Annotated in this window: 12 protein-coding genes; 5 read left to right on the forward strand and 7 right to left on the reverse strand. The window is 72.8% G+C overall.

Features of this window, described 5'->3' with window-relative positions; genetic code table 11:
• Positions 1-87 precede the first annotated feature (87 nt).
• The 4 genes from ACP4J0_RS03680 to ACP4J0_RS03695 form a co-directional block, all read right to left on the reverse strand.
• Positions 88-1,077 (reverse strand): malate dehydrogenase, encoded by a 990-nt coding sequence (locus tag ACP4J0_RS03680; RefSeq protein ID WP_426597151.1) that lies wholly within the window; start codon positions 1,075-1,077, stop codon positions 88-90.
• Between the two features lie 522 nt (positions 1,078-1,599).
• Positions 1,600-2,919, reverse strand: coding sequence for a DUF2690 domain-containing protein (locus tag ACP4J0_RS03685; RefSeq protein WP_426597152.1), 1,320 nt, complete (start codon positions 2,917-2,919; stop codon positions 1,600-1,602).
• A gap of 559 nt (positions 2,920-3,478) precedes the next feature.
• Positions 3,479-4,045 (reverse strand): DUF3017 domain-containing protein, encoded by a 567-nt coding sequence (locus tag ACP4J0_RS03690; protein WP_426597153.1) that lies wholly within the window; start codon positions 4,043-4,045, stop codon positions 3,479-3,481.
• Positions 4,035-4,889, reverse strand: coding sequence for a bifunctional methylenetetrahydrofolate dehydrogenase/methenyltetrahydrofolate cyclohydrolase (locus ACP4J0_RS03695; protein ID WP_426597154.1), 855 nt, complete (start codon positions 4,887-4,889; stop codon positions 4,035-4,037). Before ACP4J0_RS03695 ends, ACP4J0_RS03690 begins: the two co-directional genes overlap by 11 nt.
• A gap of 426 nt (positions 4,890-5,315) precedes the next feature.
• On the opposite strand from ACP4J0_RS03695, the gene ACP4J0_RS03700 reads away from it, so the two are divergent.
• The 4 genes from ACP4J0_RS03700 (at position 5,316) to ACP4J0_RS03715 (ending at position 8,934) form a co-directional block, all read left to right on the forward strand.
• Positions 5,316-5,909 (forward strand): hypothetical protein, encoded by a 594-nt coding sequence (locus tag ACP4J0_RS03700; protein ID WP_426597155.1) that lies wholly within the window; start codon positions 5,316-5,318, stop codon positions 5,907-5,909.
• Between the two features lie 148 nt (positions 5,910-6,057).
• Complete coding sequence (locus ACP4J0_RS03705) at positions 6,058-6,804, forward strand: FHA domain-containing protein (RefSeq protein WP_426597156.1); 747 nt, start codon at positions 6,058-6,060, stop codon at positions 6,802-6,804.
• Entirely contained in the window at positions 6,801-8,369 is a 1,569-nt protein-coding gene (locus ACP4J0_RS03710) for a serine/threonine protein kinase (protein WP_426597157.1), read from the forward strand. Before ACP4J0_RS03705 ends, ACP4J0_RS03710 begins: the two co-directional genes overlap by 4 nt.
• A gap of 97 nt (positions 8,370-8,466) precedes the next feature.
• Positions 8,467-8,934, forward strand: a complete 468-nt coding sequence (locus tag ACP4J0_RS03715; RefSeq protein ID WP_426597158.1) for a hypothetical protein — start codon at positions 8,467-8,469, stop codon at positions 8,932-8,934.
• 93 nt (positions 8,935-9,027) lie between these two features.
• Here ACP4J0_RS03715 and ACP4J0_RS03720 read toward each other — a convergent pair whose 3' ends face one another.
• The 3 genes from ACP4J0_RS03720 to purN form a co-directional block, all read right to left on the reverse strand.
• Positions 9,028-9,648: a helix-turn-helix domain-containing protein gene (locus tag ACP4J0_RS03720; RefSeq protein ID WP_426597159.1), complete on the reverse strand. Its 621-nt coding sequence runs from the start codon at positions 9,646-9,648 to the stop codon at positions 9,028-9,030.
• A gap of 196 nt (positions 9,649-9,844) precedes the next feature.
• The gene (gene purH / locus ACP4J0_RS03725; RefSeq protein ID WP_426597160.1) at positions 9,845-11,416 is read right to left on the reverse strand and encodes a bifunctional phosphoribosylaminoimidazolecarboxamide formyltransferase/IMP cyclohydrolase; all 1,572 of its coding nucleotides are present in this window, start codon (positions 11,414-11,416) and stop codon (positions 9,845-9,847) included.
• Complete coding sequence (gene purN / locus ACP4J0_RS03730; protein WP_426523181.1) at positions 11,413-12,051, reverse strand: phosphoribosylglycinamide formyltransferase; 639 nt, start codon at positions 12,049-12,051, stop codon at positions 11,413-11,415. Before purN ends, purH begins: the two co-directional genes overlap by 4 nt.
• 392 nt (positions 12,052-12,443) lie before the next feature.
• Between purN and ACP4J0_RS03735 the strand changes: the two genes are divergently transcribed.
• Entirely contained in the window at positions 12,444-13,229 is a 786-nt protein-coding gene (locus ACP4J0_RS03735) for a hypothetical protein (protein ID WP_426597161.1), read from the forward strand.
• Positions 13,230-13,337 lie beyond the last annotated feature (108 nt).

Raw genomic sequence — 13,337 nt, forward strand, 5'->3', positions numbered from 1 at the left:
AATGGCCGGTCCCCGGACCGCCGTGGCGGATCCGGGGACCGGGGCACCGGCCGGACGCCCGGTCCGGCGGTGTCGTGCTGCGGGACGTCAGATGAGGCCGAGGGCGCGGACCGCCTCGCGCTCCTCCGAGAGCTCCTTGACGGAGGCGTCGATGCGGGCGCGGGAGAACTCGTTGATCTCCAGGCCCTGGACGATCTCGTACTTTCCGTCCTTCGTGGTGACCGGGAAGGAGGAGATGATGCCCTCCGGGACGCCGTAGGAGCCGTCCGAGGGGATGCCCATGGAGGCCCAGTCGCCGTCGGCGGTGCCGTTGACCCAGGTGTGGACGTGGTCGATGGCGGCGTTGGCGGCGGAGGCGGCCGACGAGGCGCCGCGGGCCTCGATGATGGCGGCGCCGCGCTTGGCGACGGTCGGGATGAAGTCCTCGGCCAGCCACTTCTCGTCGCCCACCACCTCGGCGGCGTTCTTGCCGGCGATGGTGGCGTTGAAGATGTCCGGGTACTGGGTGGCGGAGTGGTTGCCCCAGATGGTCAGGCGCTTGATGTCGGTGACCGACGCGCCCGTCTTCTTCGCGAGCTGGGTCAGCGCGCGGTTGTGGTCCAGGCGGGTCATGGCGGTGAAGCGCTCCGCCGGTACATCCGGGGCGGCGGCCTGGGCGATCAGGGCGTTGGTGTTGGCCGGGTTGCCGACGACGAGGACCTTGATGTCGTCCGCGGCGTGGTCGTTGATGGCCTTGCCCTGCGGCTTGAAGATGCCGCCGTTGGCCTCCAGGAGGTCACCGCGCTCCATGCCCTTGGTGCGCGGGCGGGCGCCCACGAGGAGGGCGACGTTGGCGCCGTCGAAGGCGACGTTCGGGTCGTCGGTGATCTCGATGCCCTGGAGCAGCGGGAACGCGCAGTCGTCCAGCTCCATCGCGGTGCCCGCGGCGGCGTTGAGCGCCGGGGTGATCTCCAGGAGGCGGAGCTTGACCGGCACGTCCGCGCCGAGCAGCTGGCCGGAGGCGATGCGGAAGAGCAGGGCGTAACCGATCTGGCCGGCCGCGCCGGTGACGGTGACGTTCACGGGAGTGCGGGTCATGGCGTTCTCCGTATGACAGCTGGCGGTGGGGCGTCCCGGCCCCGGGCTTTTGATCGATCTCTTGGTATCAAGAGATCCATCCAGCCGTCAGGCTATCGCGCCCGCGGTGTCCGGCACGTCCGGGTCGGTGTGGCCCGGCCCACAGGACCACCGCCGGGTCACCCGCCCGCACGAACGGAGGGTGCCGGGGGACGGCGAACGGCATGAAAGAGGCGGCCGCCTGTCCGGGAGAGGGGGGGACGAAGCGACCGCCGTTCGGGGATACCGTTGCCGGACTCCCGTGGGGGTACTTCTCGCGTGCCCGTGACGCCGCGGGCCATGCCTGCCGCGGAGGACTTTCTCCCGGGAGGGCCGGCCGCAGGCCTGTCCGGGCGGCCCTGTCCTCCGTGCGGCCTTCCACGCCGTACGGGCTCCGTACGGTGTTCTCCCCCGTACGGCCCTTCCCCTGTGCGGGGCCCTCTCCCCTGTAAAGCCCGCTCCCCCGCAAAAAGCCCTCTCCCCCGCAAGGCCACCGCCTGCCGGCTACTCCGTGCAGCCCTTCTGGCCCGACGCCAGCGTCACGCACGCCTTGGCCTCGGCCTCGGACTTCACCGCCACCATCGGGGTGTACGCGACGGTGTCGCCGGCCCCGGTGACCGTGCCCGTCTGCGGGGCACTCCCGCCCGCGCTGACCTGGACCTCGTCGCCCTGCGCGGCCTGGGTGACGCGGGCCCACGCGGCGCCGCAGGTCTTGCTGTAGCGGACCTCGACGGCGGCCGTGCCGACGGTGGCGGTCGCGGCGGTGGTCACCAGGTCGCCGCCGCAGCCCATGATCTCCGGGTCCTTGCCGGTGCAGGCGTCGCCGCTGCACTTCACGCCCGGCGGCAGCTGGGTGTCGGCGCTCACGGTGGGCGACGGGGAGGGCTTGGCGCCCTCGTTCTTCTTGTCACCGCCGTCGTTCAGCAGGAAGAAGGCGCCGGCGATCACGACGAGCACGCCGACGACGCCCGCGACGAACGTCGTCATCCGCTTGCCGCCGCCGGAGGGCCGGCCGCCCCCTGGAACGGAGCCGTCGCGCGGTGGCTCGCCGTACGAGCCGGGGGCCCCGGCGGAACCGAAGGGAGCGGAGGCCGCGGAGGGCACCGGCGGTCCGTAGCCGTTCGGTGCGGCGGCGGCCGGCATCGCCGTGGTCCGCGCGGCTTCCCCGGTACCGGCCCGCGCCGTGCGGTCACCGGCCGGCGCCGGTCCGCGGTACCCGGCGACGCCCCACGAGTTCCCGTCGGCCGTGCGGCCGGACGACGGGACCGAGGGTGCGCCGGGCGCGCCGCCGCCCCTGACCGTGCCGACGGCGGCGTCGGGGCTCTCCGCGGCGGTCGGCTGCGCGGGGACCGACGGCGGCAGCGTGGGCGCCACACCGGCCGGCCCGGCGATGCCGGGTGTGGCCGTCGCACCGCCGCCGTGCCGGCCGGTCCGGCTCCCCCTGCCGCTCCTGCTGCCGCTGCCCGACTTGGCCGCGGACCCGCCCAGCTCGCCGAGCGCGGCGCGCGCCTGGGAGATCCGGATGGCCTCCATGGTCATGTCATGGCGCATCTCCGAGCGGCTCCAGGCACGCTCGGCCAGCTCCCACATGGTGGTCAGGTGAACGGGGTTGGTCCCCGTCACCTCGGCCAGGGCCACGATGGCCCCCTTCGGCGCCAGCAGCCGGCCGTTCAGATAACGCTCCCAGGACGTCTTGCTGTAGCCGGTCGCGTCGGCCACCGACGCGATGCCCAGCTCGCTGCGGTCCACAAGTCGGCGCAACTGGCTGGTGAACTCTCTGATCTGCGGATCAAGTTCATCCGGCAAGGCCTTCCAACGAGGCATTGCTTCCCCCTCTTCCCCCCGGTGACGTGCTGTTCGTTCCCCCGCTCGGCCCTCGCGCGCGGCGTCCCACACGGAGTCCCGTTCTGGCTACCCACAGGGATGCGCCCGGTCAGGATCTCAGTTCCCGGGGTGGGGGCGCACAGGAGCACAGAGGTCGCGAACGAGCACCGTCGCACGCCCGCCGACCCGTGGTCCAGTGTCCCACCGGCATTCCCATGCCCCGAACCGAACCCCTGACGGTAACGCTGTCCTCGAACGACTTCGCGGCAAATCCCGGAACTTGTCAATACTTCGACGCACGGTGCGCACTTGGGCGTTCACGCACGGCACACGTGTCACATCTTTCGCGGCTCGCGTAGCGGAGTAGCGGAACGGTCACTTCCGTGCCACAGCGCCCTGACAGGCGTTGATCAGGGCGTTCCGCGTGCAGGAGGGTTGGTTCCGGCGACGGCCCGCCCTTCCACGGGGGTGAGGACGGGCCGTCGCCGACGCACGCTGAAGAGCGCCGGATCGCCGCGAAGCGCCGGCTTGCTGTGAAGCGCCGGATCGCCGCGAAGCGCTAGCTCACCGTGAAGTGCAGGGCGTCCTTCAGGAACGGGATCTCCAGCACCGGATCCGGCTGCGCCATCAACGCCAGCAGGACGATGGCGAGGCCCAGGACCCCGTAGGTGGCGATGTCCGTGAAGCGCGAGCGCACGGCGAGCATGCCGACGTCGGGCAGCACCCAGCGCAGCGCGGCACCGACCAGCAGGGCGGCGCCGACCAGCAGCGTCCCGAAGCGGAACACGTCCATCGCGGTCAGCAGCAGGCCGATTCCGACCAGGCCGACCACCAGGAGGATCGGCCACTGCCGGGCGGGCGCCGGGGCGTCGCCGGTCGCGGCCCGGCCGCCGCCCTCGGGTCGCGCGGTGTCACGGGTGAAGAGCGGGAACCGCCTCGTGACCCGCCGCGGCCTGCCCTCGGCGTCGGGCGCGCTGACGGGGTCCCGGACGGTGAGGTCCCCCGAGCCCTCTGAGTCCTCAGAGTCCCCTGAGCCCCCTGAGCCCCCCGGGCCTCTCAGGTCCCCCGGGCTGCCCGAGCTCCCCGGGTCCTCCCGGCGTTCGGCGTCGGTGTCCTCAGCCGGCACTGCGCTCCGCCGCCTCCACCACGTTGACGAGCAGCTGGGCCCGGGTCATGGGGCCGACGCCGCCGGGGTTCGGCGAGATCCAGGCGGCGACCTCGGCCACGCCGGGGTGGACGTCGCCCATGATCTTGCCCTCGGCGTTGCGCGAGACGCCGACGTCGAGGACGGCCGCGCCCGGCTTGACGTCCTCGGGCCGGACCAGGTGCGGGGAGCCGGCCGCGGCGACGATGATGTCCGCGCGCTTGAGGTGGGCGGACAGGTCCCGGGTGCCGGTGTGGCACTGGGTCACGGTGGCGTTCTCGCTGCGCCGGGTGAGCAGCAGCGGCATCGGGCGGCCGATGGTGACACCGCGGCCGACGACCACGACCTCGGCGCCCTTGATCTCCACGCCGTAGCGGCGCAGCAGGGTGAGGATGCCGTTGGGGGTGCAGGGCAGCGGCGCCGGCTCGTTGAGGACGAGGCGGCCGAGGTTCATCGGGTGCAGGCCGTCCGCGTCCTTGTCCGGGTCCATCAGTTCCAGGATGCGGTTCTCGTCGATGCCCTTGGGCAGCGGCAGCTGGACGATGTAGCCGGTGCAGGCGGGGTCGTCGTTCAGTTCGCGGACGACCGCCTCGATCTCCTCCTGGGTCGCCGTGCCCGGCAGTTCGCGCTGGATGGAGGCGATACCGACCTGCGCGCAGTCGCGGTGCTTGCCGGCGACGTACTTCTGGCTGCCGGGGTCGTCGCCGACCAGGACGGTGCCGAGGCCGGGCGTGACGCCCTTCTCCTTCAGCGCCGCCACGCGGGCGGTCAGTTCGGACTTGATCGCGGCTGCGGTGGCCTTGCCATCGAGAATCTGGGCGGTCATGCCCCCCATCCTCGCGGATGACGGGCCCCCGGTTCCAATCCGGCCATCATGCGGGCAGCCGCCGGTCACCTCCCGGAGCACCAACGGAGCACCACGGGAGTGCCCCGGGAGCACCGCGGGAGCACCACGGAGCACCACGGGAGCACCGCGGGAGCCCTGCCAGAGCGCTGCCGCAGCGCCACCGGAGCACCCGGGAGCGATATACGGGCACTCCGGCACATGTCCCACCATGCATGTTCATGATCGACGTGGTTGCACTTGCACAACACCTTGTGACCGGGCTGGACAAGCAGGAGACCGGTCAAGAACGATTGGGCAGCACAGTGCCGCGGGGCCGTACCGGGGGGACGAACCGCTACGACGAACCTCCTCCGAGTCGAGCCGCGCGTCGTCCCCGCACTTGACAGCGACGGAGGAAGTCCCGCCATGAGTTTCGGCGACCCGAACAACCCCTACGGTGCGCCGCAGGGCCAGCAGCCGGGCTACGGCCATCCCCAGCAGCCGCCCCAGGGCCAGCCGGGCTACGGCTACCCCGGACAGCAGCCCCCGGGTCAGCCCGGCTACGGCTACCCGGCGGCGCCGCCCGTGCAGCAGCCCTACGGCGGCGGCGCCCCCACCTCGATGCCGGGCACCGTCAGTGCCGCCCGCGTCATGCTGTGGGTGATGGTCGGCTTCCAGGTCCTCGGCACCATCCTGTTCGCCGTCTCCGCGGCGGCCGTCGACCAGGCCAAGGACGACCCCGCGTTCGAGGAACTGGCCGACTACTCGTCCGGCGTGCTGTGGGCCTTCGCCGCACTCGCGCTGGTGTGGGGCGTCTGGGCGTCCGTCCTGGCCGCGAAGTTCAACTCCGGCGGCAACGGCCTGCGCGTCACCGCGCTGGTCTTCGGCGTCCTCACCGCGATCATCGCCGTCTACCCGTTCACCCTGTTCGGCATCGTCCACCTGGTGTTCGGCATCCTGATCGCCGTGTTCGTCGGCAACCGCAACGGCGCCGCCTGGTTCCAGCGTCCTCGTTACTGAGGCCGCCGCCGAAGCAACCTGCGACGGCGCGGAGCGCTTTCGCGCCAATCACCCCACAGGGCCGTGTCTCACCCGTACGAGGGAGACACGGCCCTGGTGCGTCGCAATAGTCTGACGTGGGTAGCCGTCAGGCACGGGGAGACGCACCTTGTACAGCATCATCGTGGTACCTCCGCCGACCACGGAGGACGAACGCACCCGCACCCAGATTCGCCTCGCCCCCGGCGAGCGCCTCGTCTTCGGGCGGTCCGTGCCCGAGGGCGGCCTGCTGATCGGGCACGACGGAGTGTCCCGCAGAGCGGGTGAGATCACCGCCCACGGCACCTTCTGGACCATAAGCAACCTGTCCGCCCACCAGACCTACGTGGTGGAGAACCCGGAGGGTGCCGGGGAGCACATCAAGGTGGCGCCGGGCCGGCTGGACGCCCCGGTGCCGTTCGAGTTCTCGCGGATCGTGCTGCCCGCCGCCGGCGACCTGCTGCCGGTCGAGGTGTGGGCGCCGCGCCACGACTACCTGTGCGCCGAGGACGGCGGCGACGGCGAGCCGACCGCCCCGGCCTTCTCCGTCGACCGCACCAAGCGGTACTTCGCCGTCCTGGCCGCCCTGTGCGAGCCACGGCTGCGCGGGGCGCCGCACGCGCCGCTGCCGACCGTCGAGCAGGTCGTCGAGCGGCTGCGGCCCGGCTGGCCGGCCGCGTCGCGCACGTCCGTCCAGTGGAACATCGACTACCTCGCGGTGAAGCTGCGGCTGAAGCCGGGCCCGGAGACCGCCGAGGCGGGCGCCCGGCTCAACGGCAAGAAGGAGTCCCTGGTCTCCATGGCGCTCCGCTTCGACCTCGTACGGGAGGACGACCTCGTGGTCCTCGCGGCACCGCCGCGCCGGGTCTCCCGGTGACCGAGCCGTACGCCGTCACCGTGCCGAAGGGCTACCGGGTCGGCGTCTGGGAGGTGCGGGCGCCGATCGCGACGGGTGCCTTCGGCAGCGTGTACGAGGCCCGCCGTGTCGGCGACGGCGACGCCGGCCTGCCGCGCACGGCCGCCCTGAAGTTCCTGCCCACCGGTACGGGCACCCCCCGCCAACTGTCCCACCTGCGGGAACTCGTCGAGCGGGAGGTCGAGTTGCACCGCAGGCTGCGGCGGCCCCGGCTGGTGCGGATGTACGAGACCCTCGTCGTCGACGACCCGGCCCGCCCCGCTCTCGACGGCGCCACCGTCCTCGTACTGGAGAAGGCGGAGGGCTCGCTGTCCGCCCTGCTGTCCGCGTCGCCGCGCCCGGCCGCCGGGCCCGCGCTGCTCGGTCAGGTCTGCGAGGGCCTGGCCCAGCTGCACCGGGCCGGGTGGGTGCACGGGGACCTGAAACCGGCCAACGTGCTGCTGATGAGGGACGGTTCGGCCCGGCTCGCCGACTTCAACATGGCCGCCCAGCTGGAAGGCACGCACGCCTACACCCCCGCCTTCTCCACACCGGACTACACCCCGCCCGAACTGCTCTGGTCGGAGATCGGCGAACGCGGCCGCCGCATCCGCCCCTCCGCCGACGTCTGGGCCTTCGGTGTCCTCGCCCACCTCGTGCTCACCGGGTCCTTCCCGCTGCCCGGCGGCACCCCGACGGCCCGCCGCGACGCCGAGGCCGCCTACGCGCGCGGCACCGAGGAACTGCGGCTGTCGCCCGCGCTGCCCGAGGCGTGGCGGGAGACCGTACGCGCGTGCCTGACCCGTACGCACGCCGAACGCATCGGCACGGACGCCCTGGCACGACGGGTGGCGGCGGCCACGGGCGGTACGGGCGGCCGGTCCGTCCTGGCGCGCCGTCCGCTCCGCCGGCGGACGGCGCTCGCCGCGGCGGCCACCGCCGTGGTCGCCGCCGTGGCCGCCGCCGCGCTCGGCTACGGCATCGCCGCCCGGAGCGGCGGCGGCCCCGACCCCGGCGCCCGGGGCCCCGGGGGCGGCACCACGACCGTCTCCGCCGCCTCCTACGGCGCCGCCGAACTGCGCACCGACCGGGGCGTGCCGCCCGCCTACCGCCTGCTCATCGTCGAAACGGCACGCGACTGCGGCCGCAAGGACGTCAGCCCGCCCCTGATCGCGGCCATACTGAAGGTGGAGAGCGACTTCGACCCGGACCTCGCCGATCCCGTCAACGACGAGTACGGCATCGCCCGCTGGACCCCGGCCGTCCTGCGCTGGTGGATGAACGAGGACGGCACACCCGCCGACTCCGTCCCCGAGCCCCCGTTCCCACCGGCCGAGTCCATCCCGGCGATGGGCCGCTACCTGTGCTGGATCACGCCCCGTCTCGACGCCGGCCTGCCGGGCGACCGCCGGGTACTGATCGCCGTCGCCTACCGGACGTCGTACCGCAAGGTGAACGACGCGGGCGGGGTTCCCCCGAAGAACCGCGCCTACGCCGACCGCGTCGCCCACCACCTCAAGGAGTACACGCCACCCGGGCGGAAGTGACCCTGAGAGGTGAGAGGTACCGCGCGGCGGGCGCCCCGGGCACGGTGTGAGCACACCGCTTCAGCGGTACGCCACCGACGTTCATGGGGGAACGACAGTGAACATCATCAAGCCCGCCGCGCTGCTCCTCGCGGCCTCGGCCCTGGTCGCCGGCTCCACGGTCGCGGCCACCGCCGCCGACCCGGCCGGCACCCGGGTGACCGCCCTCCAGCAGGCGGCCGACCAGGTGCTGGCCGACAAGCCCAAGCCCCTGCACGTGTCCGCCGACGCGGTCGAGTACGAGGGACTGACCGTCACCGAGGCGCCCAAGACCAGGGCCGCCAAGGACCTGGCCTGCGACTACGGCCACCTGTGCATGATCGTCAAGGGCACCAAGTTCGACTTCTACAAGTGCCAGACGTGGAACGTCACCAACTGGACCGGCAACGGACCGTTCACCAACAACCAGACGCCGGGCACGGTCGCCAAGTTCTTCAACAAGGACGGCAGCGTCCGCTGGACGTCGACGGCCTACCAGGCCGGCACGGCGACCTGGGACCCGATCTGGTCCCTGCGCCCCTGCTGACGATCCACCTGAACGGGCATGGCCTCCGGTCCCCTCTGGGGCGGCCGGAGGCCATGCCCGTTCACGACGGGGTGCCCCGGACCACCGGGGAGATCACCGCGCACCGCTCCGTCCGGATGCCCCGCGGTCGCTCCGGGGAGCCTTCCGCAGGGCGGCCCGCAGCACCGACGCCCCCACGGGGGTGAGGGTGTGCAGGACGCTCGCGCCGTGCCGCCGGCTGGTGATGAGCCCCGCCTCCCGCAAGGCCGTCGCGTGCCGGCTGGCCGCGGACGCGGAGACACCGGCGGCACGCGCGATCTCCCCGGTGGTCGCGCCGTGGGCGACGGCGCGCAGGACGGTGGCCCGGGCCGGGCCGAGCAGGGCGGTGAGCGGGGACCTCGACGGGGGCGGAGCCGGCGGCTCGTGCACGAGGGGGTAGACCAGTACGGGCGGCAGGCCCGGGTCGGCGAAGGCGATGGGACGCTGGTGCAGGAAGTACGACGGCACGAGCAGCATCCCGCGCCCCTCCAGGTACAGATCCCGGTCCACGGAGGGGTGGTATTCGACATGCAGGACAGGCCGTTCCCACCGCGCCCACGGCCCCAGCCCCGTCAGCACCGCCTTCACGCCCCCGTCCATCCACTCCCGTGCCCGCAGGAATCGTTCGGCCTCGGTACGGGCGTGGACCTGATCCTCGTAGGGAGCGACAGCGATGTCGTGGTAGGCCCGCAGCAACGTGACGAACTCCTCCCGGGCGGCCCGCCCGGCGAGCCCCGCCGCCCACGAGGGCGCGCAGGAGTCCCGAAGACCGTCCGTCCCTGTTCCTGCCCCTGTCCCTGTCCACCGGGGCCGGTGGACAGGGACAGGGACGGGGACAGCGGCCGTCCCCGTGCCGGGGGTACGCCGCGTACGGGCGTACCCCTGCCGGATCTCAGTGGAAGAAGTGCCGCGTCCCCGTGAAGTACATCGTCACGCCGGCCTTCTTCGCCGCCTCGACCACCAGCTCGTCGCGGACCGAACCGCCCGGCTGGACCACGGCCTTCACGCCGGCCGCGGTGAGGATCTCCAGGCCGTCCGGGAAGGGGAAGAAGGCGTCGGACGCGGCGTACGCGCCCTGCGCGCGCTCGGCGCCCGCCCGCTCCACCGCCAGTTTCGCGGAGTCGACCCGGTTGACCTGGCCCATGCCGACGCCGACGGAGGCGCCGTCCTTGGCGAGGAGGATCGCGTTGGACTTGACGGCCCGGCACGCCTTCCAGGCGAAGGCCAGGTCGGCCAGGTCGGACGGGGAGAGCGCCTCGCCGGTGGCGAGCGTCCAGGTGGCGGGGTCGTCGCCCTCGGCCTGGAGGCGGTCGGCGACCTGGAGGAGGGCGCCGCCGTCGATGGGCTTGACCTCGACCGGGGCGGCGGGCGCCTCGGGGGCGCGCAGCACGCGGATGTTCTTCTTCTTGGTGAGGGCTTCGAGGGCGCCGTCCTCGTAGTCCGGCGCGACGATGACCTCGGTGAAGATCTCGGCGACCTGCTCGGCCATCTCCTTGGAGACCGGGCGGTTGACCGCGATCACGCCGCCGAACGCGGACAGCGGGTCGCAGGCGTGCGCCTTGCGGTGGGCCTCGGCGACGTCCGCGCCGACCGCGATGCCGCACGGGTTGGCGTGCTTGATGATCGCGACGCAGGGCTCGTCGTGGTCGTAGGCGGCACGGCGGGCGGCGTCCGTGTCCGTGTAGTTGTTGTACGACATCTCCTTGCCGTGCAGCTGCTCAGCCTCCGCGAGGCCGCCACCCTCGGGGGAGGTGTAGAGGGCGGCGGGCTGGTGCGGGTTCTCGCCGTAGCGCAGGGTGTGGGCGCGGTCGTAGGTGGCGCCGAGGAAGTCGGGGAACGAGGAGTCGTCCACGGGGGCGTACTCGCTCGCGAACCAGGAGGCGACGGCCACGTCGTACGCGGCGGTGTGCTGGAAGGCCTCGGCGGCCAGCCGCTTGCGGGCGGCGAGGTCGAAGCCGCCGTCCCGGACGGCGGAGAGCACGTCGGCGTAGCGGGCGGGGCTGGTGACGACGGCCACGGACGGGTGGTTCTTGGCGGCGGCGCGGACCATCGACGGGCCGCCGATGTCGATCTGCTCGACGCACTCGTCGGGGGTGGCGCCCGAGGCGACGGTCTCGCGGAACGGGTAGAGGTTGACCACGACCAGGTCGAACGGCTCCACGCCCAGCTCGCCCAGCTGCTGCCGGTGGCTGTCCAGGCGCAGGTCGGCGAGGATGCCGGCGTGCACCTTCGGGTGCAGGGTCTTGACGCGGCCGTCCAGGCACTCGGGGAAGCCGGTGAGCTCCTCGACCTTGGTGACGGGCACGCCGGCCGCGGCGATCCGCCCGGCGGTGGAGCCGGTGGAGACGAGTTCGACGCCGGCCTCGTGGAGCCCGCGGGCGAGGTCCTCGAGCCCGGTCTTGTCGTAGACGCTGACGAGCGCGCGACGGATGGCCCGCTTGTTGCTCTCGGCGGTGGCGGTCACTGGATAACTACCTTTCGTCCCTCAATGCGATAGCCGTTGCGGGCGAGCCGCCCCACGACATCGACGAGCAGCCTTCGCTCGACTTCCTTGATGCGCTCGTGCAGAGCGCTCTCGTCGTCCTCGTCCCGGACCTCCACCACGCCCTGCGCGATGATCGGCCCGGTGTCGACGCCGTCGTCGACGAAGTGGACGGTGCAGCCGGTGACCCTGGCGCCGTACGCGAGCGCGTCCCGCACGCCGTGGGCCCCCGGGAAGCTGGGGAGGAGCGCGGGGTGGGTGTTGACGAACCGCCCCCCGAAGCGGGCCAGGAACTCCTTGCCCACGATCCTCATGAACCCGGCCGAGACGACGAGGTCCGGCTCGTGGGCGGCGACGGCCTCGGCGAGCGCCGCGTCCCACTCCTCCCGGCTCCCGTAGTCCTTGACCTTTCGTACGAAGGTCGGCAGCCCGGCGCGCTCCGCGCGCGCGAGCCCTTCGATGCCGTCGCGGTCGGCGCCGACCGCGACGATCTCGGCTCCGTAGGCCTCGACGCCGGTGGCGGCGATCCCGTCGAGCAGCGCCTGCAGGTTGGTGCCGGATCCGGAGACCAGTACGACAAGGCGCTTGGCTCGCTGGGCCACGGGCTTGGCAGCCACGGTGGGGGCCTTTCTCGGGGGAGCGGTCTGGGTGCGGGGTCGGTTCGGCACGGCCGTTCGTTTCCCACAGCTGGTGACTCGGTACGACCGTCGGTTACCCGACCGTACGTTGTGTACGTTCGTCTGTTTGTACGGTCGTACGAATGCTTCACGCCCCCGGATACGGGGAAGTCTACGAAGCGGCCGACCGTCAGCAACGATACCGGCACACCGGACGGCCCCCTCGGGACGGGGGCGTGGCCGGAAGGTAGCGTCTGCGTGGAGCCGGACCGGGAACGCGACCCGCGCGTCACGCGTTCACCAGTCGTGCCGACCAGTTCGCCCGTTCCACCAGCTCGCCCGTTCCTTATCGCCGTTATCGCCGTTATCGCCAAGGGGAAGACGCTCAGTTGATGCCGGACCGCAGCCTGCGACTGCTCACGCTCCCCCAGCAGTCGGCGCAGCCAGGGGGACCCAGCACCGTGTTGCTGCGGGAGCGCCCCTCCTCGCCGCCCGACACCCCGCCGGACGGGACCAACAGCGGCGAGCGGGACGGCGCCACCGACAAGGACAACCCGTTCGCACCGCCCCCGGAGGGCACGCCGGACCGCCCCTGGCAGCCTCGGCACCCGTCGGGCGACGGCGGCGACTCACAGGGGGACGGCGGACGTTCGCCCTGGGGCCGCCAGTGGAGCGACCGGCAGCCCGGCCGCTCCTCCGGCGGCTTCGGTGAGCGACCTGGCGCTTCCGGTTCCGGCCCCGAGGGTCCGGGCGGCGGCACGGGCCCGCGCTGGGACCCGACGGATCCCACCCAGCGGCGTGCCCGCTATGCCCTGCTGAGCGGCATGTGGGCCCTCTTCTTCGCGCTCTTCACGTGGCCGTACGTGGCTCTGCTGCTCGGCGCCCTGGCCCTGTACTGGGGCATCAGCGCGCTGCGCGCCAAGCCCCGCGCCGCCGCCGACCCGGACACCCCGGCCCCGCCCGCCGCGCAGACCGGCCGCCCGCAGCGAACCGCCGCGATCAGCGGCCTGGTCACGTCCTCCCTGGCCCTCGTCCTGGTCGCCGCGTCCTTCAGCGCCCAACTGGTCTACAGCGACTACTACACCTGCCGGAACGACGCCCTGACCAACGAGGCGAAGCAGTCCTGCGAGACCCACCTCCCGGAGCAGCTCCGGGACCTGCTGGGCACGGACGACTGACACCCGGCCGCCTTTCTACACCGGCCACGGCACGTGCGGCCCGTCCGGCACGTGCGGCCCGTCCGGCACGTGCGGCCCGTCCGGCCGGCGGGGACGGGACCGTCCGGG

The organism is Streptomyces sp. WG7 (assembly GCF_049975785.1).
Taxonomy (GTDB): domain Bacteria; phylum Actinomycetota; class Actinomycetes; order Streptomycetales; family Streptomycetaceae; genus Streptomyces.

Excerpts from the sequence above, each read along its gene's own strand:
- ACP4J0_RS03680 (WP_426597151.1), bottom strand. The coding sequence starts at position 1,077 with ATGACCCGCACTCCCGTGAACGTCACCGTCACCGGCGCGGCCGGCCAG.
- ACP4J0_RS03685 (WP_426597152.1), bottom strand. The coding sequence starts at position 2,919 with ATGCCTCGTTGGAAGGCCTTGCCGGATGAACTTGATCCGCAGATCAGA.
- ACP4J0_RS03695 (WP_426597154.1), bottom strand. The coding sequence starts at position 4,889 with ATGACCGCCCAGATTCTCGATGGCAAGGCCACCGCAGCCGCGATCAAG.
- ACP4J0_RS03700 (WP_426597155.1), top strand. The coding sequence starts at position 5,316 with ATGAGTTTCGGCGACCCGAACAACCCCTACGGTGCGCCGCAGGGCCAG.
- ACP4J0_RS03735 (WP_426597161.1), top strand. The coding sequence starts at position 12,444 with ATGCCGGACCGCAGCCTGCGACTGCTCACGCTCCCCCAGCAGTCGGCG.